Origin of the sequence: Bradyrhizobium sp. AZCC 2230, assembly GCF_036924495.1 — a bacterium.
Taxonomy (GTDB): Bacteria; Pseudomonadota; Alphaproteobacteria; order Rhizobiales; family Xanthobacteraceae; genus Bradyrhizobium; species Bradyrhizobium rifense.
Genome location: NZ_JAZHRS010000001.1, coordinates 3536689 through 3562006 on the forward strand (window position 1 = coordinate 3536689; position 25318 = coordinate 3562006).

The following is a 25318-nucleotide window of genomic DNA, read 5'->3' on the forward strand; positions in this document are numbered from 1 at the left end:
CACGTTGCGCTGACTGATCACACCCTTACTCCGTGAGTTTACCCAACAGCTTCGCGAGGAGACTATTCGTCGGTCTTTGTGATCGTGAAGGTCAGATTCGAACCGCCAACCAGCAATGGCGCTCCGCCGTTTCCCGTTGGCTGGAAGAATTCGGTAGGTGATTTTCCGACAATCTCCTTGAAGTCCCGGATCATGTGCGACTGGTCGCAAAAACCACACGCATAGGAGATATCCGCCCACGTCAGGCCTTCTCGACGACCTGCCATGACCTTCTCGATCCGGGCCACTTTGGCAAAGCGCTTGGGGCCGACTCCGAATGATTCCTGAAAGGCGCGAGACAGATGGCGTGTACTTATACCCATCTCCACAGCCAATCGGGACAGGTGAAGACCTGGGCGGGACCTCAGCGACCTGGCAGCATGCTGCGCGACAGATGTTCTCGGGGCACGACGCGCGTTCTGGACCAGGAAGGCTTCGATATGAGCTACTCTCTGAGAGCTTTGCCGTGATTGCACGAGCAATTCATGTAGCCGTTCGAGTTCGCTGGATCGGAAAATATCCCGCAGATCGACCTTGATATTCATGAACTCCTTCAGAGAGCCAAGGACTGATATTGCGGCTTCCGGCTTAAGATAAATGGCCATAACGCCAAGCGGCCCTGTCGGATTGATGCTGATGGCACCAGATTGAACCTGGGTGGCGGCGAATTGATATTCGCTGCACACCTCGGTCTCTCGACCAAATTGCCAGCTCGCGCGTATGGGCGTTCTATATTGGACTATCAGGAACAAGCCATTGCCCGGCGGGTGCCTGATCGTAATCGGCTTTGCTGCGTCGCCGTCCGGAACGTCCCAATCTCCAATAATCTCGACGATGTCTTTCAGAGACGATGGTAAACTGACATTGAGAGGAGCAGACACTCACTTATCTTCCTGACTTGACGTTCGAGATCAGCGCGATGCCTATCGCGCCGGCGCCTTCGTCATCAGGCGCCGAATTCAAGTGGGGTGCTCAAGTGGGGTGTTGAGGCTCCCCGAACCACCGCTAGGCCCATCAAAAATAGTTGAATTACTTCTTTTAGAGCGAGGATCAGAAGGACACTTCGTACCTCAGCGGTACGTCCGATTTGTCCAATACACGGAATGCCTTTCGCATCTCGTATTTTGATGCGCCTGCAGAGCTTCTTGATCGAGTGCGACAACCACCGTTGGGCCGAAGCATCGTCTGCTGTTGCATCTACGAAGGCGCCGCCTTGATTAAATCTGTCGCCGGAACCGGCAGCGAACTGGCCGAGCGGAACACGTTGTCGGGATCGTAACGCCGTTTGGCTTTGATCAAATGCTCCGCATTGCCGCCAAACTTTCCGCGAGCATGCTTCCGAGTTTCAGGAATGGCGCAATCTGCGCTTCGCCTTGCGCCGGCGCACCGCTCCACGTCGGCACGATCATAATGAAAGCGCGCCATCGGCACTGACGACGCAAGCAGGCTGGACATTCAGCGCCTCCGGGGCAGACGCCGCGATCTCGACGCATCCATTCTGCACCGCCCTCGCCTCCGCGAACGGGAACATCAACATGCCGAAGCGGACGCTGGAGAGAATTGTGCAGTCGGTAATGCACCGCGGTTACGACACCGACGTTGCCACCTCCGGAGCGGTCCAGGAATTCCGGTAGGCCGAGGTCGACGGGAGTGTTCGTAGATCACAGCAAGCGGGTCTTATTCCTTTTTGGACCAGCGTTCGAACGCTTTGCTCTGATATACGGTGGAGCACTGAAGAGCCTGAAGACGCGATGTCATATGGCCAGCCGATCTCTTCACGTTTCATCTCGACCAGATAATCATTCAACGGACAACGCGACGCGCAAGCCCGTGGACCATCGACAACGCAATGACCGGCTTGGCATTCCTATCCTTATGACGGCTGTCGGCTGAGCCTACATTGCACACCAGCGCCGCGAAATTCAGCAAGGCGTGATAGAACGCATCGCCAACTCGAATTGCTTGGACGCGCCGCCGACTTGCGCCTGCCAGCACGATCTGAAGGATCTCATCGACGGGCAAGCGCACCGCGATCAATCACAGGTCACGCCTGAGCACGCACCTTACCGGCAACTTTATCGACTGCTGCTAACCATCGCGAATGTTCTAACAATGTCTCTTTTTTACATGACGTCAACGCGCCAGTGTAGTTATCGTTAGCCTACTAATGACTATCGTTGGCAATTTGCCTGCCGCAAATGACGACTCATCCGGGAGTTTCACTGAGTAGTGACAGGACACTTCACAGCCATGTATGCCGCAAACAAGATTGCGAAAAACGCACTCCGTGAATCAACGAAGATGGGCTACGTTCTCATCGTTGACGACGATCCAGCGATGCGCGGCGTCCTCACAAGATATTTCGAGGAGCATAGCCAATCCACCATCGCCGTATCCGGCCGCGCGAGCCTGGATCGCCATCTTGCTGCCGCCGAGCCCTGCCTGATTCTTCTGGATCTACAGCTGGACCAGGAAGATGGTTTGGACACACTGAGAGAGATCCGCTCGCGCTCGGACGTTCCCATCATCGTCATGACGGGCCACCGTCTGGAGGAGGTGGACCGCGTGATCGGGCTTGAGCTTGGTGCCGACGACTACATACTGAAGCCGTTCGGACTGCGAGAACTGCTGGCGCGAGTCAAAGCCGTTCTCCGACGGCAAGAAATGGGACGACTTGCACGGGAGCGCGACCCTGATCGTGGCGGTTATAAGTTTGAGGGGTGGAGTCTTGAACGGCGTAGACGGCTGCTCATCGACCCAGCCGGCGCCTCCATATCGCTCAGCAAGAGTGAATTTGCCTTGCTGATCGCATTTCTCGATGCGTCCCAGCGACCTTTAACGCGGGAGTACCTGCTGCAAGCGACGCGCATGCACGAGGACATCTTTGATCGTAGCGTCGATGTCCAGGTCTTTCGCTTGCGCCGCAAACTCGAGTTGAATCCAAGCACACCAAAAATGATCGCAACCGAACGCGGTATCGGCTATGTATTCACGGCAACTGTCGAGCGATACTGACAACCAACAGCTTTGGTCCACTGCTCAGCTGCCGCGACTTGATCAGGCGCTTTCGCATGGAATGGGTGTTCCCCGCCGATAGCGCATCAGGGCATCTCGCTGAGCAAAAGGAGGATCGAGCGATGCTATCGAAGTGGGGCAACGATCTTCGCCAGAGCTTCCGAACCATTGCGGCCGCGGCTGGCGTCCCCGAGTTCGATGCAAAAGTGCTGATGAACCACGCGCCATTAACCACTCCGATGGACAAACCGAAAGCAAGACCTCAAAGCCCCGACCTGAAAGCACTGCTTACGAAATGTCGCACGGTTTCATCAAGCAAATTGTCGAGCCATGCGATGTCGTCGCCATGCGGGAACCATGCCGCACGGGCTGCTGCATCATCGCCATCGCCGCGCGAAAACTCCAGTGCCGTGGGGAGCTTGGCCGGAAGGTGAATGCGCCGGCATAACGGGTAATCGCGCGCGCGCCACTCCGGTCGGTGGGTATTAAAGAACGCCAGACAAGGTCTCGAGTAGGCGTCAGCGAGATGCACCATCGCGGTATCTGTGCTGATGATCAGGCTTGCGTTGGCGACCAGCCCACAGAGGCCGGCGAGAGTTGTTTCGCGCGGCAGCATGGCCTGGGTCAGGACCTTGCGGTTGGTGTTTGCGCGCAACCATTTCAGCGCCGCATCGTGGATCGCCATCGGCATCGAGCGCATTGACATCGAGGCGGTCGGACACACCAGCACGTAACCCGCTTCAAATGCCGGCGGGCGGGTCCGGACCCGCGGCCCCAGCCAGTTGTTGCGCTTTTGCGGCGGCGGCACCAGTTTCGGATCGAGCCCGAGACGCCGAAGAAAAAAGTCGACCATGGCCACTCCGCGAAACGCGGGATCGAATGCGAAGTCGCGCAGATCGATGACCTTCGAAAAGCGGGCGGCGGTGTCCGGCGGCGGTCCTGGCTTTTCATCCGTCCACGGCAACGTCTCAACCACGGCAAAGTCGCACGCCGCATCGTAAAGCTCGCGTGTGATCGGCGGCAAGCCAGGCAGGCGGAGCAACGTTGGATCGCGCTCGACGGTGCCCCCCGCGATTGCCAGCGTCAGCGCCTGCAAACCGATCACACTGTCGCCGAGGCTCCTGCCGAATCCGTTCAGGATGCCGATGGCGGCCCGATTGCGTGCGCTGGCGGCTGGCCGAGAATGGATCGAGCCCAACTGGCCCTGATCGAAGCACTGCGCGTCCATGTACACTCCATGACTGTCGATGTCATGTAGACCGCGCGGATCTCGGCGTGATTGCAAAAAAGCGGCGATCACATTACCGATGTTACACTTGGCGCCCGCCCGCAATGCGCGTAGAATCCAAGGCTGACGACACTATCTATCAATGTGCCACTGGGAACGTCACCGACGATCAGCGACCTGCCGCGCAGCCGAAGGCCTCCATGCTGATCGGCGACCATCGCAATGACGAAACTATTCGGTCGCCCAGGCCCATTTCGCGGTGCTGAAGTTCCGCAATAAGGTCTGCTATCAACTCATCACAGCAGGCAAACCGACCGATACTATTGGCAGCCCGCCAAATCGTAACATTATATCTATCGAGGGATTCGTTGCGAAGCTTCTTGACCAGGCGTCGGTTCTATCGCTTCAATCAAGATTCCGCCGCGTTTAGGGCGGATGAAAGACTATCAAGCGCTAAAGTTGATCCCGTCTCAAACTGCCTTTGACAGAACCGAGAAGAACACCAGACCATGGTCGGACCTAATCAGAATGAACCTAATCGGAATGACACCTGATCGGCATAGCGCCATGAGTGTCGCCCGGCTACATTGGAAGCGAGAGACGCGCGGTCGAAGAGGGCTACGCTTGATCTGGATCGACCGCTTCGGCGATCATTAAAGTGACGTTGCACTTGCCGTTGCGCGGTTCGAAATATCCCACCGCGCGCTTCGATCCGAGTTGATAACTGATCCCTTCAATTGGCCAGAAGGTTTCAATACCGGAAGGGGCGCGGTCGGCGGCTCGGCCGGCCGTAGCGGCAGCGGCCAGCCCGTCGCAAGGCGGTCGATGAAAACCTCCTGGCCGGCTCGCGTGCCGCCGATCAATCGCGCATCCAGCGTCAGCGATGAAGATACGGCCGGACTTGCGGGTTCAACCGACGATGTCCCGCCTCCGATAGTTTGCGCCATCGCTGCCGGATTACCGAGCAGGGCCAGCAATGCTGCTGTCGTCATCAAGCTTCGCATAATCGGATCTCCTGAGATCAGTACGTCGTTATTTCTATCTCATTTCTCGGCGCGGGTCCGAGGTCATGAGAATGAAAACCTCAGGTTACCGTCGGATGTTGTAGCGGCGCAAAATGCCAACAAGCGTAACATGGAGCCATGACCGACGCGCTGAGCGGATGCCGTCGGCTGCTGATTTCCTGTTGATCGTGCTCGCGGTCATTTTAATCGAGCAACATGAGACCACCGCATGGCGAATTGCCTGGAGGGAGCAACGAAGACGGAAACAATAAGTTCGCGCTAGTCGACTATCTCAACCAGCTCGAGCGTTCGGAGTGAGCTCCACCCTCGACCGGCACAAATGCTTCGTTATTTAGAACGGCCTCAGCGATCGCTTGTGATACTTGAACAGTTCCTTGGTCAAGCCGAGCACCGTTAGAGCACTGACCCGGATTGTTTGTTCGGCCGCTACGCCGGTAACGAGTCTTGCAGGAAACGATATCAATCCGTAACGCGGCTTCTTCAATATCACCGACGAACTTCGAATATGACGGGGTGCTTATCTGGATTGGATTGCGAAATGCCCTACCACACCACACAGTTCAGTCTGCCCAGCTCCCTGTTCGTTGAATTGCACGGAGAGACGGCAGTTCTGCGATTGTCGCGCACTAAAAAACGCAATGCGATAGACCGTATGATGGCGGAAGGCATCGACCGCTTCTTTGGCGAGTTGCCGCAGGGCATCCGCGCTGTCGTAATCCATGGCGAGGGCGATCATTTTTCCGCCGGGGTCGATCTTTCCATGATGGCCGAGAGTGACGCATCCTCCGCGTTGTTTGGCTCCCGCTCCATTCACCGCATCCTTGAAAGAATTGAGCAATGCACCGTGCCGGTCATCGCGGTGTTGCGCGGCGCAGTGATCGGCCTTGGTTTAGAACTGGCGGCGGCGGCGCATATTCGCGTGGCCGAACGCGACACCTTCTACGCGCTACCAGAAGGAACCCGCGGCATCTTCGTGGGCGGTGGCGCGGCGGTGCGGGTGCCACGGCTGATCGGCGTGCCACGTATGATGGACATGATGTTGACCGGGCGCACCTATGGGGCGGAAGAAGGCGTGGCGCTTGGTCTGTCGCAATATCTCGTGGAGCCCGGCGAGGGGCTGGCCAAGGGCTTTGCACTGGCGACGCAGATCAGCACAAATGCGCCCCTATCGAATTATGCTGTGCTCCAGGCTCTACCCCGCATAGCGCGTGCAGATCCAGATGTCGGCTTCCTGCTGGAAAGCCTCATGGCTGCCATCACTGTGGCGGATGACGAAGCTAAATTGAGGCTGCGAGCGTTTCTGGAAAAGCGTGCGCAAAAAGTGTCACACGATTGATCGCATTACTGGCAACTACCCGCCCACCGGACCATGATCCGATTGGATTGAACCGGATGATGATCTCCTGTCTTTGTTGGAGCATGATCTTTTCGAAAATCGATTCCCATTTTTGCGGATCATGCTCCAATTTCCTCGTCGCACGGTGATCGTTCTCGGCGGAGATAATCAACAACGGCCCGCGACCAGTCCTCTCGATTCGAAACACGGCCGGTCAAAATATCGATCAATTCAGCGAAATTCTCCGGGCACGCGTCGCCGCGCCAGAAGATCTGCTGATCCGGCTGATATGGATCGGAACGGATGTAGCGGTCCTGGCCAAACAATCGAACCGGGACCAAACACGATGTATGCTTCGCACGACCCGGGGTCGGCGCATTCGTCGAGGAAGATCCTAAGCCCCCGGCTCGCCTCAGATTGGCGAGCGCGATTAGTCCGGCCCAGCCGAAACCCCTGCCCGATCAACCGGAACATTTTCGCCGCGCGACTGGAGTCGGTCCACATCTTTCCGGAATATTCCAGGGCTCCGAATGACATGGTCGTAGCTCGATCGTACAACACATTGTCGGCGTCCCATCTCGACCAACAAAGCATTTAAGAGCCTGATCGAGTGTTTCAGCGACCCCAGGCCCATTCTGCATACGAAAACGGACGGGCATCGTACCAGCAATCTGGATGCGCGCTGCGACCGGCAAAGCCGTCTTAGATCAAGGCAGAGTATGAGCCAGAGCAAACCGCTCGCAGTGTACTTGCTACGGTGTACTTAGCTGTATGGTAGACATACTTGTTCCAGGCCTTGAACCGCTTGCCCGTCAGCCGGACCTGGTAGAGTGAACCGAACATTCTGCTTGACCACACCAACACGCTCGCGCGGTCCATTTTCGATCCCTGCCTCCTTCACGATGCGACGGCTCATCCAACTGTTGACGGCCGGCATGAAGCAGGAGTGCACGAGCCGCCCAATGTTGCAAAACAAAATCGCGCGGTCTTGCTCTTCAGGGGAGCGCCTTCAGGAAGGCCCGAACCAATGAGGCTGAATTGTCCGACGCTAGATTCTGGACGGGTTCGAACGAATTCTCGACCGGGTTAGGCACTCCAGCCGGACGGATTCGGGGCGGTCAAATCGTCGGTTCAGCATCGATAGCACCACATTGGTTCGACGAAGGCATTCTCGGTTGTTGCACCTCAATATCTCCGCGACCGCTCCCCGCCAACTCACCCCACGCACCTCGAAGCAATGGCCTTTTTGCTTCATGCGCCAGTTGGTGAAAGGGAGTTTGCAGGACGAGAGATTGCATAAGTTACAAGGAAGTTGGCGTTTACTGTGTGACGTTCCTCGGCCGGGGCCGTACGAAAGAAGTCTTCCGGCGGCTGGCCGATTATGCGATTGAACTCATTGATCATATGTGCCTGGTCAGTGAAGCCGCAAGCGTAAGCAGTATCCGCCCAAGCCCGTCCCTCTCGCCTCGCCGCCAGAACCTTTTCGATGCGGGCGATGCGAGCAAACTGCTTCGGGCTTGTCCCAAACGTGCCCTGAAAGTGACGCTGTAGGTGCCGCTGGCTGATGTCAAGTTTCGAGGCGAGCCGCCACACGGGTAAGGCGGGATGGCGCCGCAAGAGCAATGCGGCACGGCATGCTGCGGACTCCGGCCGGATGTGGCGCATGTGCCCCATTAGAAAGCTTTCGACGTGCGCCACCCTCTCAGCACTGTCCCTCGACGCCGCCAGCATCTCTTCCAGCAAAATCACTTCGCCAACATTAAATACACTACTCAGCTCGATCTTGGTGTCCGCAAACTCTTGCAGGGGTGCGCCGATGATGCGGACGGCCACCTCCGGTTTCAGGCAAACAATGATGACGCCGAGCGGACCCCTGGGGTGCGTGCTGACAACACCAGTCTGACCTTGGGTCGCGAAGAGTTGGTACTCGCTGCGGCTATGGCTCCTGGAACCAAACCGCCAGTCTGACCGCAGGGGCTCTCTATATTGTGCGATCAAAAACAAGGCAGTGCCCGGCGGATGCTTAATTGTAAGCGCCCTTGCAGCGGCGCCATCGGCAACGTCCCACTCCCAGATTGCGTCCACAATGTCTACGAGCGAACGCGGATGGAAAACCTTGAAAGACCCCGGCATTACCTTCTCCCACGCCGAATCGCGTGTCGACGGGCAAGGTCCATTAGAGTCGTCGACCGCGCGCACACGAACTTTCCCTTTCGAACATACTCGCTTCCTCTAGAGAGATCAGAGCAATGATCCAACCGATCACCGCGCAAGTGCTCCTTGGGGAGACGATTATCTTGTCGGCCACGGAATTGGCGTACCGCCGTCTGGCATGGCATCGCGCCCGTTCAGGGCCAGGTTGACGAGTGCAGTCTCCAGCTGTGCGCAGTCGATAGGCATCGCCACAATCCATCATCGGCGGCTAATTTGACCTCGCAGCCTTGTCCGACCGCTCGGCGGATCAGTCCTTGGAAGTCTCGAACGAGCTGGTCTACTGACGGCAACGACGCTGTCGGTGATGCTCTCGATGATCGTCGATCCGGGCCGCTATGGGATTGGCGGGCAGGCGTCGCGCCAGACGGATTTATACCATCTCCCACTTTTCTCCTTTCCATGAGAAGAAGAGATGCACGGGATTTGTTACGATGCGATTTCAGCACCGGGAAACCCGTTACGAACGTAACATGTTTCTCAAGCTCCAGCTCGATGCCATTGTCATTCATCCCTTGAATATGCGTGTGTTTGCTCCACGTACTGGTACATACGCCTAATCAAGGCGGCCATTGGAACGACAGGTGGTGCGAGGCGTCGCCGAGCTAAGGCGGACCAATATCGCGTCGGTCATCGACCAAATGCCGCTCGGCGCCTATCGGCCCCGCATCGTTGTCTTGTGTTTGCTGATAGTCCTTATGGACGGCTTCGACAGGCAGGCCATCGGCTTCGTCGCCACAGACGTCGCGTCTTCGCTGGATATTCCGATCCAGTCCTTCGGACCGGTCTTCTCTGCCGGACTGCTCGGGGCGATGCCGGGAGCGTTTGTCCTAGGGCCGCTCGGCGATCACTTCGGACGCAGGTGGATGCTGACCGGCTCAGCGATCACATCCGCATGGTTCCTTACTACATCGGAGGGGTACGATGCGGCCGAAGAGGCGCGAGGCGTCAGGTGTTGGATCTGTTCCGGGCGCTGTTCGACCAGATCATCAATCTGAAGCACGATCTGGTCCAGCTTGTCGGCAGGATTGACTACGCTGGATCGTTCGCAACATACGCCGCAAGGTGAAAGAGGGCGGGGGAATGACGACCTTCAGGCAGATTTCGAGACCGCCCTAGGCGTCTAGTCCCAGATGTGCGGGAATCAGCCAAACTGATCCTTCATTCCGGAAGGCGTTATGGAACAGATACTCCACGACAGCGTCGGGACCGCGTACGCCGTCCGAATTGCGATACAGCGATCGAAAACCCCGCTCAAAGCGTTAGCCGCCCAGTATGGGCTCAATCAGAACATCGTCGCAAAGCGGCGTAGGCGAGCGTTCGTTCGCAATGCACCGATGGGTTCGAAGGCTGCACGCGAAGGCACTGCCGGGCAATCCATATCAAAGATACACCCTGCGCGCCATTGTCAACGGACACTCATAAACCGACGGGATGCGAAGTCAGCGTCCCTGCGTCGATACCGCGGCCAGCACGCCCGCTGTGTCTTTATCTCGGATCTGAAGCGTAGCGTCTTCGGCGCGACCAAACGCGAGGCGACGTCGTTCCGCCATCGAGCCTGTGGTCGGGCACACGAAAGCTGAAGGCCGACCGCTGCCAGCTCCGACCTCCTGCCTAGTCGCGCCTCCGACTAGTGTCCCGCCAGTATCGGCATTGCCCCATTGCTGTATCGTTCGGCATCGGGATTTGAAACGGTAGGATAAAGACCGCCGATCTTCTTTGGAGAATTCACTCTTACAAGTGCGCCTCCCAAATGTTTCAGGTTTTTACGTATAGCCCGCTTTTCCAGGGCTCCCCGAGCGCCGTGGTGTCGAGCAGGCCTCGATCCGGCGCAGCCGATGACCACGCGCCAGCTCAATCGCGCCTGCCACGCCGCTGCCCAGATGGCAGAGATCAAAAAGAGCGTCTCGCTGCACACCTTTCGGCACAGCTTTGCCACCCACCTGCTCGAGCAAAACATCGATGTCCGCGTCATCCAGGTGCTGCTCGGTCACGCCAAGCTCGACACCACGGCGCTCTATACCCGCGTCGCCACCAAGACGATCAGTGAGGTCATGAGCCCGCTAGAGCACATCGCGCTCAAGAAGGAGATCCGGCCGCCCGGCTGACGCTGAGGCGCTTGTGTCGCGCCCGGCTTTGGAGGTCGCGGAGATCTTCCGCGACCGTGGACCGGCGTGGCGCAGAGCCAATGCCGGCCATGTCAGCCTCGAGCAGCTGAAGGTGATGTCGGCAATCGAGAACTTCCGCACGGCAGCTCTCGGCCGCCATGTCACGCGCTGCGCGGACTGCGCCTATACGACGATTGCCTACAACTCCTGCCGCAACCGGCACTGCCCGAAGTGCCAGGGCGCCGCCGCGAAGGAATGGCTCGCCGACCGTGAGGCCGACCTGTTGCCGGTGCCGTACTATCACGTGGTGTTCACGCTGCCTGCGCAGATCGCCGACATCGCCTACCAGAACAAGGCTGTGATCTACGACCTGCTGTTCAAGGTTTCGGCCGAGACCATGCTGACGATCGCCGCCGATCCGAAGCATCTCGGTGCCCGCATCGGCATCACCTCGGTGCTGCATACCTGGGGCTCGGCCATGACCCATCACCCGCATGTGCACATGATCGTCCCGGGTGGCGGCATCTCGCCCGAGGGCAAGCACTGGGTATCTTGCCGGCCGAGATTCTTTCTGCCGGCGCGTGCTCTCACGCCTGTACCGCCGGCTGTTCCTGGAGAAGCTCATCGCGACCCACAAGGCCGGCCGCCTGCACTTCTTCGGCGATCACGCTCCACTGGCCGACATCAGAGCCTTCGCGGCGTATCTGGCACCACTCCGCAACGCCGAGTGGGTGGTCTACGCCAAGCGGCCGTTCGGCGGACCTGAAGCCGTGCTCGCCTACCTCTCGCGCTATACCCATCGCGTCGCCATCGCCAACAGCCGATTGGTCGCACTCGGCGACAAAGGCGCGATTTTCCGATGGAAAGGACTATCGTGCTGGGGGACGCGAACGACAGAAGATCATGACCCCGGCCACCGGCGAGTTCATCCGCCGCTTCCTCATCCACGTGCTGCCATCCCGCTTCCACCGCATCCGCCACTACGGCCTGTTTGCCAAAAGCGCTTGCGCCGACAACATCGCACGCGCTCGTGAGCTGCTCGCCGTGCAAAATCTGAAGGCCAGCCTGCCGCAACCACCGTCGATCTCAACAAACCGAGTTGTCCATGCTGCGGCGGTCGCATGGTCGTCACCGAGGTCTTCGAGCGCGGTGCAACGCCACGACATCGGCCGACAGGTCCAACGAAACGTCATCAGGATCGACACCTCATGAGCCCGTCACAATCCCGCAAAATCTCGTCATCGCGCTCGCCGGCCTCCGACCGGCCACGGCAGAGCACGCTCAGATATCCAGCCCTCGTCTCAAATCGTCCGACCGTTCATCATGTCCGACGCGATCCGCCGCCGATTCACCAGCCGCTTCACCGTCGGCCAACTTGCCGGGCCGGCTCGATCCCGATCACAAATCTCTCCCGCGGCTCTCAAATCGCCATAGCACCTGCGGCACGGCCTTCGTTCCCTCAACTGCGGTTTCCTCCCTTGGAGGGACGCCGGCCCCGTGCGCGCGGCCCCACCGTGATGGGGCCGGCGTCCGAAACCCTGCACAAAGGCGGAAGTGGCCAGGCTTCATTTTATCGCTTTGTCGGTGCAGGCAATCAGGATTGGGGGCCGCTCGATGCCCGGTGTTCGCGCGATGCGGAGATTGATCTTGAGGTCGAACTTGGTGGGACGCTCCAGTGACGAGTCGCTTGGGCTGGCGCGGCGATGATTGACAATTACCGTTGTAACAAGAGCGCTCTCCGCTGAAATCGCTTTGTAATCTTGCAGGTTGAATTTGCACGCGTCGACCGGTTGCCGGTGCGTGACGCACACGCCCTCGAACAAGAGGGCGTTTCCTCGGACAACTGCGTGGTGATTGCAAGGTATTGAGTTGGAAATGGACAAAGACAAGATTATCGCACTCTGGGAGCAACACCTGGGCGCTGAGCTGTTCGCGAAGGACATCGATGCGACGATGGCGACGATGACGGGCGACCCGTATGTGAATCACGTTCCCACGATGACGGGCGGCGTAGGGGCAGCTGAGTTGCGGCGCTTCTACGCGCACCATTTTATCTATCGCCAGCCCAACGATTTTGAGGTCGTGCCGGTCAGCCGCACGGTGGGGGAGGAGACGCTCGTCGACGAGATGGTCGCGCGTTTCACACATTCTTGTCGAATGGATTTTTTCCTCCCGGGAGTCGCTCCGACCCACAGGAAGATCGAGGTCCCACTCGTAGTGATCGCCCATTTTCGGGACGGGAGGCTAGCCCACGAGCACATCTATTGGGATCAGGCTTCGGTCCTTGTCCAAGTGGGCTTGCTCCCAGTTGAGGGCCTCCCGATCGCCGGTGCGGAGGTCGCCCAAAAGGTGCTCGACCCAAAACAGCCGAGCAATGCACTTATGTTCCGTGAATGGGCAGAGAGCGAAGAGCCTGACCAGACCCTCCGCCTTGATCCAAAAGGCGTCTAATCATGACGGGCCGATTCCGCTCCGACAGTTAGCCCTTCACTTCCGGTCTGACCCAATGATCGGACGTCGTTGGCGTCTGCCACCACTTCGCAAAAGTGCCATTACCGGAGTAGCCAGCCTATTCCATCACCTCGTCGATGGGAGGCGCTGAACGTCGGCGGAAATTCGAGCGGCCGGCCTCAATTCGAAGTGCAGTTCGTATGATTATCACCGGTGGGAGCAGCCGTTGCGCGCAAAAGCGCCCCATAAGAGTTGCTAAGCGGGTCAGTGTCACGAAGGCGAACTTCCCAACTTCCATCCGGGAAACCGATCGAGTTGAACTCCTCGCGTCCTTCCAGAACAGAGTTTAGATCGGTCGTATTCGCACCTGCGTCGCCTAACGAATATGTATATCTAAATATTTGGTTCGACCGCGGGGTCAGATGATCAATCCCGCAGATGAACTCTGCGCGACTTCCGGATGCTGTTATTCTATCCATCGCCCGAGCGATACTCTCAATCTTTTTCAAGATACGATGTTCGTCCTCAAAGGCTGTATCGGCAACAAGAATGAGATCGGGCGACGGACTAATACCCACGAAGGCCGTCGGAAGGTCGAACTTGAGTCCCGCGATATTGAGCGGAGTTGCGACACGGCGATATCCGGCGCTGGCGAGGATTTCGGCAACACGCTCGACGGGGGTCGATGCTGTCATAGCGCCAACTCCTCGCGAAAACGCTGGATCAGCTCTGCGCCGGTGGCCGTCTCATTCATCAGCCCAGCAATGCTAACTTCCCTCCGGCTAGAACGACCGGTCCGACCGGGAGCGCCACGTGGCGACCGGGCTGCTGGCGGAGCGGTTTCCAGGCTGTGGATTAAGACGACATCGTCGCCGTCGACGAGATGTCCATGGTGTTGAAGACGGAGCGCTGCGTGGCTGTTCGAAGCAAAGAACACCTTTGCCGAACCAGCCGCAGAATTTACCCGGACGACGCCGGCGGTTGGATCGCTGGCGTCGACCGGATGAAGCGTCCATGCGCCGTCATTGATACCCGCCCCAAGAATACCGGTCGCCACCGCCGCCTCTCGTAGACCGGAAGCCGGGATATTCACGTCTCCGACCATTTGTTGAATCGGGGTCGGCGTAATTGGATTATAAGGCCGTGCTGCGTCGGGCGCGTAGCCGTCGCGAAACATCATGATCGCTCTACTGCTCTGCTCCACAAGAGATTTGACGAACGTCAATCGGTCGGGCTCGGCTGCGGCTCCGAGTACGTTGCGAACCGCGACCACCCCATCCTGCAGTCGTTGACGATCCACCGCGCCAAACGCCCCCGCGAGTTGGATGAGCCTTCTCAGTTTGGAACAGAGGATGTGGAGCACCAGCGCCACAAGTAGCGGCTTGGCATACGCTCGGATCAGCGCAGTATCCGTAATCTGCTGACGGGTCGCAGGTGTGTATGCTGCGCGATAGACATTTCGCAGCAGGCCTTGTTGATCAACCCAGATCGCATTTTCCGAAAACACGTAACTGGGACGGTCGCCAAGTGATCATCACGATCAGGGCGTCTTGCACCACCCGTCCGATTTCCACGCCATAGCCATCCAAACTCCGCACGCGGACTAGATCCCCGTTCCCTTCATCACCCACGTCCGTTTCCATGTCGAAAGTCCGAGTTGGCTAGAGGCATGGGAATATGGCGGCAAAGAACGAAAAGGCTCCGACCGAGCTGTTCGCTCCCTCCGCACCCGAAGCGCCAGGTTCGACTGTCAGCGCCCGCATCGATGAGGCAACCCTGCGCCTAGCCCGCCTAATTGGCCGCCAAATAGCCCGCGAGGAGTTCGAGCGGCGACACCGCAATGGTAAAAAAGCGAAAGGAGCTGCTGAAATTATGAAGCGTGGAAAATCGCCATGACAATCGATAGGAGTTGACGGGAGTCCGCATTATACGTATAATACGCACTTACTCAACCGCCCTATGGAATAGCCCTATCATGGTTCAGACGAGCGCCTTGGAATTCCAACGCAAATTCGGCGAGTTTCAGCACCAAGCTCAGCGAGAGCCTGTCGAGATTACCCGCCATGGCCGGCGAGAATTCGTGCTGATGTCAGCCGAGCATTATGACTGGCTAACGGGGGCTGCCAAGCGCACCTACCGAACGGTCGATGCGACCCAAGTGGTGATCGACGCTGTTGAACGGGCCGAGATGGACCCTGAACATGCAGCGCTCAACGAACTGCTCAAGTGAGCCGGCCAAGTGGCCTTTCCTGAGCCTAAGCCGGGCTTCGTCGTCCGCTATGACTATCTTTGGACCCATGAAGTGGCAGCGGGACGTGATCAGGGAAAGGATCGTCCGGCCTGTCTCGTCGCCGCGAGCGACAGCCAGACCAGCCCACGTTTTGTGGTCCTATTGCCGATCACCCATACGCCGCCCGATGGCGATACGATCGGGATTGAGATTCCAGCGAAGGTCAAACAGGCAATTGGTCTCGACGATGCGCGGAGCTGGGTCATCGTATCCGAGCACAACATCGACGAATGGCCGAACGCCGGTCTTTCACCGGTTCCGGGAAAGCCGGGCGTGTTCGGTTATGGCTTTATTCCGCCCGGCCTGTTCGCGCAGATCAAAACTAGATTCCTCGAGCTGGCACGACAGAACAAGAGCGATGCGGTGCGCCGCTGATTGCTTAGGGATGTAAGGGAACTCTCCGATGACCCGCGTTGCCTTGTATGCCCGCTATTCCTCCGACAATCAGCGCGATGCGTCGATCGAAGACCAATTGCGCATCTGCCGAGAGAAGGCCGAGCGCGAGAAGTGGGCGATCGTCAGCACTTACAAGGATGCTGGAGTTTCCGGCGCCAGCATGATTTTGCGACCGGGCATCCAAACGCTCTTGCAGGATGCTCAACGCCAGCAATTCGACGTCGTGTTGGCGGAAGCGCTAGATCGCATCAGTCGCGATCAGGCCGATGTCGCTACCCTGTTCAAGCATCTCCGCTTTGCAGGCGTGCCGATCATTACGCTTGCCGAGGGCGAAATCAGCGAGCTGCACGTTGGACTCAAGGGCACCATGAACGCCCTATTCCTGAAGGACCTTGCTGCGAAGACCCATCGCGGCCTGCGTGGTCGCGTCGAGGACGGCAAGTCCGGCGGTGGCCTCTGCTACGGCTACCGCGTCGTCAAAAAGCTGGATGAGCGTGGCGAACTGATCCGCGGCCATCGCGAGATCGATGAGGCGCAGGCAAGTGTTGCGCGTCGCATTTTTAGGGATTTTGCGTCTGGCATCAGCCCGCGCGCGATCGCGAGAGCGCTAAATGCTGACGGCGTCGTCGGTCCCGATGCAAGTTTATGGAATGACTCGACAATCCGTGGTCACGTAAAGCGCGGCACCGGCCTCATCAACAAGAGCTGTATGTCGGCCGGCTCGTCTGGAACCGGCAGCGCTACGTCAAAGACCCGAGCACTGGACGGCGGGTGTCGCGCATGAACGCGGAATCAGAGTGGATTGTCGCCGAGGTTCCGGAACTCAGGATCATCGACGATGAACTCTGGCAGGCGGCAAAAATGCGACAAAGCGAAATTGCCGACAAGTATGTCAATGTCACCGAGGCTATACGGGAGGCGCAATCGAACCGGCTAAACGGCTTGCGCCGGCCGAAGGCGCTGTTTTCCGGGTTGATCCATTGCGGCGTTTGTGGTGGTCCCTGCTCGCTGCGCGGCCAGGACCGTTATGCCTGTTCGGCCCGTGTTACCAATGGCTCCTGCGCGAACACGCGCACGATCACACGGAGTGACCTTGAGCAGCGTGTGCTTGCCGGGCTCAAGGATCGGATGATGGCGCCGGAGATGGCCGCCGAGGCGATGCGCGCTTACGCCGAGGAAACGAACCGACTCAACCGCGAGCGCCGCGCCAGCGGCGAAGGCCACCGCTCGGAGTTGGCGAAGATCCACCGCACCTTGAAGCAAATGCTGAGTGCGATTGAAGAAGGCGGACACACCCGCGGCATGACCGAACGTATGCGCGAATTGGAGGCCCGCGAGGACGTTCTCAAGGAACTTCTAGCCCAGGAACCAGCGGATATTCCGGACATCCATCCGAACGTGTCCGGCATCTATCGGAAGAAGTTCGAGCGGCTGACGGAAGCGCTCAACACCCCCGAGGATCGCAATGAGGCGGCGGAAGCAATCCGGTCGCTGGTTGAGAAGATTACGCTGCGCCCTGGTCCGAACCGCGGCGAAATCGACGCCACCTTACACGGCGAATTGGGCACGATCCTCGGATGGATCGAAGCACAAGCCGTTGGAAAGACTCGGAAACGCGAAACTCCCGCAGCTTTCGCTACGGGAGTGTCGGTATCGGTGGTTGCGGGGACACGCAACCACCGATACCGACGTTCGTCGACGGTGACTGTTTAGACCCACCCTTCATCCTGAAGCCTGGTCTCTGCAAGATCTTCAGCAGACGCGCCCAGAAGGAACAGGCACAGCGTTCGTCATTTGGATTCGGTTGACCGGCTCCCCGTGCAAGGAGGTTATGTACGCCTTGACTGGTCGCGTTCCGCCGGGCTCGCTCTGAGCAACCATTGACGTGAAGTAGAGTGATTTTCCTCACTTTGTCGACCGATATGGCCTCTCTGGACGGAATCCTATTCGAGTGCATGGGCCGGAACTCTGCCCTCCGGCCCGCCGATCTCATTGTGTCTGAACTCGCGAACGCGAAAGCCGGCGAGTTTTTTCGTTCCTGCGCCGGTGTTGGTGACACAGCACGCGGAGCCAACATCGTCTTCCAATCGCAATCGGGACGCCAGTGTCCTGAAGACCCGAGCACACTCGGCAGAGGGCCTCCGCATTCAGAGTTTCCGCCGCCAGTTCCTACAGAGAATCCCGGATAGGCGAGCCGGAAAAGGTCCGGATAAAGTCGCGCTTATCGGCCGGCTGGCGTGATCTCCTCCTTTATGACTGCGCCATCGCCGATGGGAAGGCCATCAGACGGCATGGCACCTACATCCGATCAAAAGCTCTCTCGATCCGCGCTCACTGTGCGGGTCATACGACCGACGATTGGCTCAGGCATTTTCGTGTTGCCGGCCTCGTTCGGGCGGACCACCGGGGCGCTCGGCGCGATGATCGCCTGGACCATCGCGAGCCCGGGCATGTTCATGCTGCTCCCGACTCCCTCGATGGCCGGCGTGAAACCATGACAAGCAACCGAAAATACTTGTTAGCTATCCTGATTGTCGCGGTCTTGGCCGCAGCAGGTTACTTCGCTTGGGAGACGCTCGGGCGAGACAATCTCCCTCCGGGAATTGCCAGCGGTAACGGCCGCATCGAGGCGGTCGAAATCGATATTGCCACCAAGACCCCCGGACGCATTCAAGACATTCTGGTCAGAGAGGGCGATTTCGTCACGGCAGGGCAGGTGCTGGCGCGCATGGACACGACGCAGCTGCGTGCCCAGCTCCGACAAGCCGAAGCGCAGTTGCGCCGCGCGATCATCAGCGTCGATACCGCCAAGAGCCTCGTCGCCCAGCGCGAGGCCGAGAGGAAATCCGCCACCGCAGTAATCGCGCAGCGCAATGCGGAATTGAATACAGCGGACCGAAAACTGCAGCGATCCGAGCAGCTGATTAGGACCAACGCCGTGCCCCAGCAGGTTCTCGACGACGATCGGGCCGCCGCCGAGGGCGCGAAGGCCGCGGTGGCGGCGGCGGAGGCGCAGCGCGCGGCGGCGGAGGCCGCTATCAGTTCCGCCCAGGCGCAAGTGGTCGACGCCGAGGCATCGATCGACGCGGCAAGGGCCGCCATCGAGAGCATCAAGGCCGACATCAACGACAGCACCCTGATAACACCGCGCGATGGGCGCGTGCAATTCCGCGTGGCGCAGCCGGGGGAAGTACTCGCCGCAGGCGGACGCGTGCTCAATCTCGTCGATCTCGGCGACGTCTACATGACCTTCTTCCTGCCGACGGCGCAGGCCGGGCGCGTCGCGATCGGTGCGGATGTCCGCATCGTGTTGGATGCCGCGCCCCAATTCGTGATTCCCGCCACGGCGACCTTCGTCGCGAACGTTGCGCAGTTCACGCCCAAGACCGTGGAAACGGAGGAGGAGCGGCAGAAGCTCATGTTCCGTATCAAGGCGCATATCTCACCGGAACTACTGCGGAAACACATCGAACAAGTGAAAACCGGCCTGCCCGGCAGGGCCTTCGTCCGGCTCGACCCGAACGCCGAATGGCCGGCGCAGCTTAGCGAAAAGCTGGCTCAATGAGCGATCCATCAACCGGGGACCAATCTCGCGCTCTGGCGACCGTGATACGCCTGGAAGCGGTCGGGCTGTCCTACGGCAAGACGCGCGCGCTCGATGCCATCACACTCGACATACCCAGCTCACGCATGGTCGGTCTGATCGGACCGGACGGCGTCGGCAAGTCGAGCTTGCTCTCGCTCGTCGCCGGCGCTCGCGCCATTCAGGAGGGGCGGGTCCACGTGCTCGGCGGCGATATGGTCGATGCTGCACATCGCCGGCTGACGTGCCCGCAGATCGCCTACATGCCGCAAGGTCTCGGCAAGAACCTCTATCCGACGCTGTCGGTCTTCGAGAATGCCGATTTCTTCGGCCGCCTTTTTGGACACGACAAAGGCGAGCGCGAACACAGGATCAGGCAGCTTTTGACCGACACCGGCCTCGCCCCCTTCGCAGATCGGCCCGCTGGCAAGCTCTCGGGTGGCATGAAGCAGAAGCTCGGCCTTTGCTGCGCGCTGATCCACGAACCCGACCTCCTGATCCTCGACGAGCCGACCACCGGTGTCGATCCGCTCTCGCGCCGCCAGTTCTGGGAGCTGATCGACGAAATCCGAAAAGGCCGTCCCGGCATGAGCGTTATCGTCGCTACCGCCTACATGGAGGAGGCGGCGCGCTTTGACTGGCTGGTTGCGATGGATGAAGGGCGGGTACTCGCCACGGGGTCGCCCGCGGACCTGCTGCGGCAGACAGGCGCGGCCAATCTCGATGCCGCTTTCATCGCGTTGCTCCCGGACGAGCAGCGCCGGGACCACAGGGACGTGGTAATCCCTCCCCGTCGAAGCGAAGGCGGCGACGACATCGCGATTGAGGCCGAGAACCTCACCGTGCGATTCGGCGATTTTACCGCTGTTGAAAACGTCAGCTTTCGCATTGCCCGCGGCGAGATCTTCGGCTTTCTCGGCTCGAACGGCTGCGGCAAGACCACGACCATGAAGGTGCTGACCGGATTGTTGCCGGCCAGCGAAGGCAAAGCTACGCTGTTTGGAAACGAGGTCGATCCCACCGACATGGATGTGCGGCGCCGCGTCGGCTACATGTCGCAGGCCTTCTCACTCTATTCCGAGTTGACAATCCGGCAGAACCTCGAGCTGCACGCGCGCCTGTTTCGGATGGCCCCCGAAACCATCGCCAATCGCGTCCAGGAGATGGCGCAGCGGTTCGGTCTCGCCGGCGTCATGGATATGTTGCCCGATGCGCTGCCACTCGGCGTCCGCCAGCGCCTGTCGCTCGCCGTGGCAATGATCCATGGACCCGACATCCTGATTCTGGACGAGCCGACGTCCGGCGTCGATCCAGTGGCACGCGACGGCTTTTGGCAGAGCTTGTCCGACCTCTCCCGTCAAGACAACGTCACGATTTTCGTCTCGACCCATTTCATGAACGAAGCGGAACGCTGCGATCGTATCTCGCTCATGCATGCCGGCAAGGTGCTCGTCAGCGACAGGCCGGAAAGACTTGCCAATCAGCGCGGCGGCGGCAGCCTCGAAGAAGCTTTCGTCGCCTATTTGCAGGACGCGATCGGCACGACAGATAATAAGCCGCCGAACGCCGCACCGGCGGCGACAATCGAAGCTGCGCGGGCCGACCAACCCGGCGCCGCTCACCGCCGGATCAAGCGCTTCTTCGATCTGCGGCGCGTGTTCGCCTATACCGAGCGAGAGGCGCTCGAACTGCGACGCGACCCGATCCGTGCCACGCTCGCCATTCTCGGGAGCGTCATTCTGATGTTCGTCATGGGCTATGGCATCAACATGGACGTCGAAGATCTTGCGTTCGCAGTCATGGACCGCGACGAGACGACGATCAGCCGCGATTATATCCTGCAAATCTCCGGATCGCGCTATTTCACCGAAATGCCCCCTATTACCGACTACGACAATCTCGATCGCCGCATGCGCAGTGGTGAGTTGAGCCTTGCGATCGAGATTCCGCCGGGGTTCGGGCGCGATGCGGCACACGGCCGTAACGTTCAGATTGGCGCGTGGATCGACGGCGCCATGCCCTCGCGGGCGGAGACCGTGAAGGGTTATGTGCAGGCGATGCACGCACAATGGCTGACACAGAGGGCCCAGCAGCGCTACGGCAGTGCCGCGACCGCCGGGGATTTCCAGCTTGCGATCCGTTACCGCTACAACCCGGACATCAAGAGCATCGTGGCCATGGCTCCCGCCGTGATCCCGATCCTCCTTTTGATCATACCGGCGATATTGGCCACGCTGAGCGTCGTGCGCGAGAAGGAGCTGGGATCGATCATCAATTTCTATGTGACACCGGTGACGCGGTTGGAGTTCCTGATCGGCAAGCAGCTTCCCTATGTGGCCTTGGGTATGCTGAACTTCTTCTTGTTGACGGCGTTTGCAGTGTTCGTCTTCCGGGTTCCCTTCACCGGCAGCTTCGCGGCGTTCACGGCCGGAGCATTTCTCTACGTCATCATCACGACTGCGATGGGACTCCTGATATCGGCGTTTATGAACAGCCAGATCGCCGCGATCTTCGCGACCGCGCTGCTCACCATGATCCCGGCCACCCAGTATTCCGGCCTGATCGATCCGGTCTCGTCGCTTCAGGGAGCCGGCGGGATGATCGGACGGATCTACCCAACCGCATATTTCGTCACGATCACGCGCGGCACTTTTTCGAAAGGGCTCGATCTCGCGGATCTGTCCGGCCCGTTCATAGCGCTGCTGGTGACTATCCCGATATTGCTCGGTCTTGCAACGGCGCTTCTCAAGAAACAGGCGAGCTAGCTATGCGCTCCGGCAACATCGTTCAGCTCGGCATCAAGGAATTGCGGGGGCTTTTGCGCGATCCCATGATGCTGATACTGATCATCTATGCCTTCACGGTGTCGATCTATACGGCATCGAAGGCACAACCGGAGACCTTGAACCAGGCGGCGCTCGCAATCATCGATGAGGACAAGTCGCCGGTCGCGACGCGCATCATCACGGCGTTCAACCCACCCTATTTCATCATACCGCGGCTGATCTCGCAGGCCGAGATGGACGACCGGATGGACGCGGGCCTCGATACTTTCGCGCTCAACATCCCGCCCAACTTCCAGCGCGACATGCTGGCCCAGAGATCACCGACCATCCAGCTCAACGTCGATGCGACCCGCATGTCGCAGGCTTTCACCGGCAGCGGATATATCCAGTCTATCGTGACCGACGAGGTCAGCGAGTTTCTGGCCCGCTATCGCTCGGCCGCCCCTCTCCCCATCGAACTGGCGCTCCGGGCACGCTTCAACCCCGAGCTCAACAAGGGCTGGTTCGGCGCAATCAACAACGTCATCTCCTCCATCACGATGCTGTCGATCATCCTGACCGGAGCCGCGCTCATTCGCGAACGCGAGCATGGCACCATCGAACATCTGCTCGTCATGCCGGTAACGCCGTTCGAGATCATGGCGAGCAAGATCTGGTCGATGGGTCTGGTCGTTCTTGTGGCCTCCAGCGTGTCGCTCGTGTTCGTCGTCCAGGGATTGCTGTCGGTCCCGATCGGAGGCTCGATCACGCTGTTCCTGTTCGGTACGGCGCTCTACCTTTTCGCCATGACCAACATGGGCATCTTTCTGGCGACGGTCGGCGGAACCATGCCGCAATTCGGCCTGCTGATGATGCTCGTGCTGATGCCGCTTCAAATGTTGTCGGGAGCCACGACGCCACGGGAGAGCATGCCCGAGATTATCCAGATTATCATGCTCGCGGCGCCCAACACCCACTTCGTCATTCTCGCGCAGGCCGTGCTGTTCCGTGGCGCCGGGCTTGATGTGGTCTGGCCGCAGCTCGCCGCGCTGCTGGTGATCGGAGCGATCCTGTTCTTCTTCTCTTTGCAACGATTCAGGGAGTTCTTGCGATGAAAAAGGGTGAATCAGATGTCAAAAATGAAAGCTGCCGCCTTTGTCGAGCGTGGCCGGATCGTGCTCGAAGAAAAGCCCGTGCCAGATGTCGGTCCGCTCGACGCACTGGTTCGGATTACGACAACAACCATCTGCGGAACGGATGTTCATATCCTTAAGGGGGAGTATCCGGTCGCGAAGGGTCTGACAATCGGTCACGAGCCAGTTGGAGTGATCGAGAAGCTCGGTTCGGAGGTCAAAGGATTCCACGAAGGTCAGCGTGTCATCGCTGGCGCAATCACGCCGAGCGGCTACAGCAACGCGTGCCAGTGTGGCCGCTGCTCCCAGGATGGTCCTGACGCCAGACATGGATGGAAGGCAGCGGGCGGCTGGCGGTTCGGCAACACGATCGACGGTTGCCAGGCAGAGTATGTCCGCGTGCCTGACGCGATGGGCAATCTCGCGCCTGTTGCGGACATGCTCACCGACGAGCAGGTCCTCATGTGCCCCGACATCATGTCGACCGGTTTCAGCGGCGCCGAAAGCGGCAGGGTCAAGATCGGTGACATGGTGGCGGTGTTCGCACAGGGTCCGATCGGTCTTTGCGCCACCGCAGGCGCGAAGCTGCTCGGCGCGTCGACGATCATCGCCGTCGACCGGCTGCCGGAGCGTCTGGAGATGGCGCGCCGTCTCGGTGCCGACCACGTCGTGGACTTCAGTAAAGTCAATCCGGTCGCCGAGATCCTGCGCCTCACCGATGGACGCGGAGTTGATGTGGCCATCGAGTCGCTCGGCACCCAGTCCACATTTGAATCGTGTCTCCGGGTGTTGCGGCCGGGCGGGACCTTGTCGAGCCTCGGCGTCTATTCGTCCGATCTGAAGATCCCGGTCGACGCCTTCGCAACGGGACTCGGCGACCATACGATCGTGACAACGCTCTGCCCCGGTGGGAAGGAGCGCATGCGACGATTGATGGCAGTGATCGAATCGGGACGCGTCGACCTGAGCGCGATGGTGACGCACCGGTTTAAGCTGGATGAGATCGAAGCTGCCTATGAACTCTTCGCGAACCAACGTGATGGCGTGTTCAAGGTCGCGATCACGCCATGACTGGGAACGCCGCTTTTCCCGCAGTAGAGGTGATGGGATCGCCGAGAGAGGCGACGCGGAGAGCGTGTAGGCGGTGAAAATACTGGCCAAGAACCGCCCTTGAAAATCAAGGGATTGTTTGGTTGCGGGGACACGCAACACCCGATCCCGGCGAATTGGGGACCAAAACGCGAAAGCGCCCCTTCCGGAGCGCCTTTGCTAGTATCGCAAGGATCGTTGGTTGCGGGGGCTCGCAACACCCGATTCTTGCGATTGGTTGAGCGTGCCATTCCCCGGTTGGCAGCATAGGCTGACCGTGCCCCCGAAGGTGGAGGCCACGCGTTCGAATCGTGTCGGGTGCACCAATCCTAACGGCTTCGGCTGGTTCTCATCACGGGCGGAGCACGCCTCATCGACGTCAGCGACTCTGATCGTCAACAGTGCGCGCGCCCCTGCGGAAGACGGCTCAACCGGCAACGGCTCGACGAGCTGAGGCGCCTGAGACCTTTCGAGAAGATTGATCAGGAGCCCGCCGAATTTCAAGACAGACGAGACGGCATCCTCCCAGACTGTCTCGGCTGAGAAAACCCTGCCGTAGAACGCTTTCGAAGACGCAATGTCATCGACGAATAGCGTGATGACTTCAACTTCGCTTGGCAGACCATTGACCATGTCGCCTCACTCCCCA

25 protein-coding genes and 2 pseudogenes are annotated in these 25318 nt (G+C 59.4%); 16 read left to right on the forward strand and 11 right to left on the reverse strand.

The genetic code is table 11. The features are described from left to right. Positions 1 to 62 precede the first annotated feature (62 nt). The 3 genes from V1280_RS17025 to V1280_RS17035 all read right to left on the reverse strand — a co-directional run bounded on the left by V1280_RS17025 (position 63) and on the right by V1280_RS17035 (position 2076). Entirely contained in the window at positions 63 to 920 is an 858-nt protein-coding gene (locus V1280_RS17025) for a helix-turn-helix domain-containing protein (protein ID WP_334526126.1), read from the reverse strand. Positions 921 to 1236: 316 nt separating this feature from the next. Further along, positions 1237 to 1494, reverse strand: a complete 258-nt coding sequence (locus V1280_RS17030) for a BBE domain-containing protein (RefSeq protein ID WP_334526128.1) — start codon at positions 1492 to 1494, stop codon at positions 1237 to 1239. A 348-nt stretch (positions 1495 to 1842) separates the two neighbouring features. Further along, on the reverse strand, positions 1843 to 2076 hold the full coding sequence (locus V1280_RS17035) for a hypothetical protein (protein WP_334526131.1): 234 nt from the start codon (positions 2074 to 2076) through the stop codon (positions 1843 to 1845). Positions 2077 to 2289: 213 nt separating this feature from the next. Between V1280_RS17035 and V1280_RS17040 the strand changes: the two genes are divergently transcribed. Beyond that, complete coding sequence (locus V1280_RS17040) at positions 2290 to 3054, forward strand: response regulator (RefSeq protein WP_334526134.1); 765 nt, start codon at positions 2290 to 2292, stop codon at positions 3052 to 3054. Between the two features lie 59 nt (positions 3055 to 3113). After that, positions 3114 to 3278: pseudogene (locus V1280_RS17045) on the forward strand (integrase); the annotation flags it as partial. Positions 3279 to 3316: 38 nt separating this feature from the next. Here V1280_RS17045 and V1280_RS17050 read toward each other — a convergent pair. Together V1280_RS17050 and V1280_RS17055 are read right to left on the reverse strand one after the other, a co-directional pair. After that, positions 3317 to 4282 carry a glycosyltransferase family 9 protein gene (locus V1280_RS17050; RefSeq protein WP_334526138.1) on the reverse strand — a complete coding sequence of 322 codons (966 nt, stop codon included), beginning with the start codon at positions 4280 to 4282 and terminating at the stop codon, positions 3317 to 3319. 653 nt (positions 4283 to 4935) lie between these two features. After that, on the reverse strand, positions 4936 to 5274 hold the full coding sequence (locus V1280_RS17055; protein WP_334526141.1) for a hypothetical protein: 339 nt from the start codon (positions 5272 to 5274) through the stop codon (positions 4936 to 4938). Positions 5275 to 5845: 571 nt separating this feature from the next. On the opposite strand from V1280_RS17055, the gene V1280_RS17060 reads away from it, so the two are divergent. Then, positions 5846 to 6643 carry a crotonase/enoyl-CoA hydratase family protein gene (locus tag V1280_RS17060; protein WP_334526144.1) on the forward strand — a complete coding sequence of 266 codons (798 nt, stop codon included), beginning with the start codon at positions 5846 to 5848 and terminating at the stop codon, positions 6641 to 6643. Between the two features lie 1251 nt (positions 6644 to 7894). Here V1280_RS17060 and V1280_RS17065 read toward each other — a convergent pair. Then, on the reverse strand, positions 7895 to 8776 hold the full coding sequence (locus V1280_RS17065) for an AraC family transcriptional regulator (RefSeq protein ID WP_334526147.1): 882 nt from the start codon (positions 8774 to 8776) through the stop codon (positions 7895 to 7897). A 719-nt stretch (positions 8777 to 9495) separates the two neighbouring features. Here V1280_RS17065 and V1280_RS46805 point away from each other — a divergent pair. The 3 genes and pseudogenes from V1280_RS46805 to V1280_RS17075 all read left to right on the forward strand — a co-directional run bounded on the left by V1280_RS46805 (position 9496) and on the right by V1280_RS17075 (position 12174). Further along, the gene (locus V1280_RS46805) at positions 9496 to 9852 is read left to right on the forward strand and encodes an MFS transporter (RefSeq protein ID WP_442895237.1); all 357 of its coding nucleotides are present in this window, start codon (positions 9496 to 9498) and stop codon (positions 9850 to 9852) included. Between the two features lie 840 nt (positions 9853 to 10692). Further along, positions 10693 to 10962 carry a tyrosine-type recombinase/integrase gene (locus tag V1280_RS17070; RefSeq protein WP_442895135.1) on the forward strand — a complete coding sequence of 90 codons (270 nt, stop codon included), beginning with the start codon at positions 10693 to 10695 and terminating at the stop codon, positions 10960 to 10962. 13 nt (positions 10963 to 10975) lie between these two features. Then, positions 10976 to 12174: pseudogene (locus tag V1280_RS17075) on the forward strand (IS91 family transposase). 353 nt (positions 12175 to 12527) lie between these two features. Here V1280_RS17075 and V1280_RS17080 read toward each other — a convergent pair. After that, complete coding sequence (locus V1280_RS17080) at positions 12528 to 12785, reverse strand: hypothetical protein (RefSeq protein ID WP_334538646.1); 258 nt, start codon at positions 12783 to 12785, stop codon at positions 12528 to 12530. 52 nt (positions 12786 to 12837) lie between these two features. Here V1280_RS17080 and V1280_RS17085 point away from each other — a divergent pair, with 52 nt between their 5' ends. After that, a complete protein-coding gene (locus V1280_RS17085; protein WP_334526150.1) occupies positions 12838 to 13413 on the forward strand; it encodes an ester cyclase in 576 nt (191 codons plus the stop codon). A gap of 179 nt (positions 13414 to 13592) precedes the next feature. Here V1280_RS17085 and V1280_RS17090 read toward each other — a convergent pair whose 3' ends face one another. Together V1280_RS17090 and V1280_RS17095 are read right to left on the reverse strand one after the other, a co-directional pair. Then, the gene (locus tag V1280_RS17090) at positions 13593 to 14108 is read right to left on the reverse strand and encodes a hypothetical protein (RefSeq protein ID WP_334526153.1); all 516 of its coding nucleotides are present in this window, start codon (positions 14106 to 14108) and stop codon (positions 13593 to 13595) included. Continuing rightward, positions 14105 to 14920 carry a hypothetical protein gene (locus tag V1280_RS17095; protein WP_334526156.1) on the reverse strand — a complete coding sequence of 272 codons (816 nt, stop codon included), beginning with the start codon at positions 14918 to 14920 and terminating at the stop codon, positions 14105 to 14107. The genes V1280_RS17090 and V1280_RS17095 overlap by 4 nt, the downstream gene beginning before the upstream one ends. Before the next feature lie 170 nt (positions 14921 to 15090). On the opposite strand from V1280_RS17095, the gene V1280_RS17100 reads away from it, so the two are divergent. The 5 genes from V1280_RS17100 to V1280_RS17120 all read left to right on the forward strand — a co-directional run bounded on the left by V1280_RS17100 (position 15091) and on the right by V1280_RS17120 (position 17812). Beyond that, positions 15091 to 15309: a hypothetical protein gene (locus V1280_RS17100; protein ID WP_334526158.1), complete on the forward strand. Its 219-nt coding sequence runs from the start codon at positions 15091 to 15093 to the stop codon at positions 15307 to 15309. Between the two features lie 79 nt (positions 15310 to 15388). Continuing rightward, a complete protein-coding gene (locus V1280_RS17105) occupies positions 15389 to 15643 on the forward strand; it encodes a type II toxin-antitoxin system prevent-host-death family antitoxin (protein WP_334526161.1) in 255 nt (84 codons plus the stop codon). Positions 15644 to 15652: 9 nt separating this feature from the next. Continuing rightward, positions 15653 to 16078, forward strand: a complete 426-nt coding sequence (locus V1280_RS17110; RefSeq protein WP_334526164.1) for a hypothetical protein — start codon at positions 15653 to 15655, stop codon at positions 16076 to 16078. Between the two features lie 28 nt (positions 16079 to 16106). Next, entirely contained in the window at positions 16107 to 16883 is a 777-nt protein-coding gene (locus tag V1280_RS17115) for a recombinase family protein (protein WP_334526167.1), read from the forward strand. Further along, entirely contained in the window at positions 16805 to 17812 is a 1008-nt protein-coding gene (locus V1280_RS17120; RefSeq protein WP_334538339.1) for a recombinase zinc beta ribbon domain-containing protein, read from the forward strand. The genes V1280_RS17115 and V1280_RS17120 overlap by 79 nt, the downstream gene beginning before the upstream one ends. A gap of 595 nt (positions 17813 to 18407) precedes the next feature. Here V1280_RS17120 and V1280_RS17125 read toward each other — a convergent pair. Further along, positions 18408 to 18557 carry a hypothetical protein gene (locus V1280_RS17125; protein ID WP_334526170.1) on the reverse strand — a complete coding sequence of 50 codons (150 nt, stop codon included), beginning with the start codon at positions 18555 to 18557 and terminating at the stop codon, positions 18408 to 18410. Positions 18558 to 18593: 36 nt separating this feature from the next. Between V1280_RS17125 and V1280_RS17130 the strand changes: the two genes are divergently transcribed. The 4 genes from V1280_RS17130 to V1280_RS17145 are packed head-to-tail and all read left to right on the forward strand — an operon-like array spanning position 18594 to position 24651. Continuing rightward, positions 18594 to 19664, forward strand: coding sequence for an HlyD family secretion protein (locus V1280_RS17130; protein WP_334526173.1), 1071 nt, complete (start codon positions 18594 to 18596; stop codon positions 19662 to 19664). Continuing rightward, positions 19661 to 22447: a ribosome-associated ATPase/putative transporter RbbA gene (gene rbbA, locus V1280_RS17135; protein WP_334526176.1), complete on the forward strand. Its 2787-nt coding sequence runs from the start codon at positions 19661 to 19663 to the stop codon at positions 22445 to 22447. Before V1280_RS17130 ends, rbbA begins: the two co-directional genes overlap by 4 nt. Positions 22448 to 22449: 2 nt before the next feature. After that, entirely contained in the window at positions 22450 to 23562 is a 1113-nt protein-coding gene (locus V1280_RS17140; protein ID WP_334526178.1) for an ABC transporter permease, read from the forward strand. A 15-nt stretch (positions 23563 to 23577) separates the two neighbouring features. Continuing rightward, positions 23578 to 24651, forward strand: coding sequence for an NAD(P)-dependent alcohol dehydrogenase (locus V1280_RS17145; RefSeq protein ID WP_334526181.1), 1074 nt, complete (start codon positions 23578 to 23580; stop codon positions 24649 to 24651). Positions 24652 to 24849: 198 nt separating this feature from the next. Here V1280_RS17145 and V1280_RS17150 read toward each other — a convergent pair whose 3' ends face one another. Then, positions 24850 to 25302 carry a VOC family protein gene (locus V1280_RS17150; RefSeq protein ID WP_334526184.1) on the reverse strand — a complete coding sequence of 151 codons (453 nt, stop codon included), beginning with the start codon at positions 25300 to 25302 and terminating at the stop codon, positions 24850 to 24852. Positions 25303 to 25318: the final 16 nt, after the last annotated feature.

What these genes read in the sequence shown, in the direction of transcription:
- V1280_RS17070 (WP_442895135.1), top strand. Translation starts at nt 10,693, where the DNA reads ATGACCACGCGCCAGCTCAATCGCGCCTGCCACGCCGCTGCCCAGATG.
- V1280_RS46805 (WP_442895237.1), top strand. Translation starts at nt 9,496, where the DNA reads ATGCCGCTCGGCGCCTATCGGCCCCGCATCGTTGTCTTGTGTTTGCTG.
- V1280_RS17105 (WP_334526161.1), top strand. Translation starts at nt 15,389, where the DNA reads ATGGTTCAGACGAGCGCCTTGGAATTCCAACGCAAATTCGGCGAGTTT.
- V1280_RS17100 (WP_334526158.1), top strand. Translation starts at nt 15,091, where the DNA reads ATGGCGGCAAAGAACGAAAAGGCTCCGACCGAGCTGTTCGCTCCCTCC.
- V1280_RS17125 (WP_334526170.1), bottom strand. Translation starts at nt 18,557, where the DNA reads ATGAACATGCCCGGGCTCGCGATGGTCCAGGCGATCATCGCGCCGAGC.
- V1280_RS17140 (WP_334526178.1), top strand. Translation starts at nt 22,450, where the DNA reads ATGCGCTCCGGCAACATCGTTCAGCTCGGCATCAAGGAATTGCGGGGG.
- V1280_RS17130 (WP_334526173.1), top strand. Translation starts at nt 18,594, where the DNA reads ATGACAAGCAACCGAAAATACTTGTTAGCTATCCTGATTGTCGCGGTC.
- V1280_RS17040 (WP_334526134.1), top strand. Translation starts at nt 2,290, where the DNA reads ATGTATGCCGCAAACAAGATTGCGAAAAACGCACTCCGTGAATCAACG.
- V1280_RS17030 (WP_334526128.1), bottom strand. Translation starts at nt 1,494, where the DNA reads ATGTCCAGCCTGCTTGCGTCGTCAGTGCCGATGGCGCGCTTTCATTAT.
- V1280_RS17060 (WP_334526144.1), top strand. Translation starts at nt 5,846, where the DNA reads ATGCCCTACCACACCACACAGTTCAGTCTGCCCAGCTCCCTGTTCGTT.
- rbbA (WP_334526176.1), top strand. Translation starts at nt 19,661, where the DNA reads ATGAGCGATCCATCAACCGGGGACCAATCTCGCGCTCTGGCGACCGTG.
- V1280_RS17055 (WP_334526141.1), bottom strand. Translation starts at nt 5,274, where the DNA reads ATGACGACAGCAGCATTGCTGGCCCTGCTCGGTAATCCGGCAGCGATG.
- V1280_RS17090 (WP_334526153.1), bottom strand. Translation starts at nt 14,108, where the DNA reads ATGACAGCATCGACCCCCGTCGAGCGTGTTGCCGAAATCCTCGCCAGC.
- V1280_RS17085 (WP_334526150.1), top strand. Translation starts at nt 12,838, where the DNA reads ATGGACAAAGACAAGATTATCGCACTCTGGGAGCAACACCTGGGCGCT.
- V1280_RS17050 (WP_334526138.1), bottom strand. Translation starts at nt 4,282, where the DNA reads ATGGACGCGCAGTGCTTCGATCAGGGCCAGTTGGGCTCGATCCATTCT.
- V1280_RS17145 (WP_334526181.1), top strand. Translation starts at nt 23,578, where the DNA reads ATGTCAAAAATGAAAGCTGCCGCCTTTGTCGAGCGTGGCCGGATCGTG.
- V1280_RS17065 (WP_334526147.1), bottom strand. Translation starts at nt 8,776, where the DNA reads ATGCCGGGGTCTTTCAAGGTTTTCCATCCGCGTTCGCTCGTAGACATT.
- V1280_RS17115 (WP_334526167.1), top strand. Translation starts at nt 16,107, where the DNA reads ATGACCCGCGTTGCCTTGTATGCCCGCTATTCCTCCGACAATCAGCGC.
- V1280_RS17150 (WP_334526184.1), bottom strand. Translation starts at nt 25,302, where the DNA reads ATGGTCAATGGTCTGCCAAGCGAAGTTGAAGTCATCACGCTATTCGTC.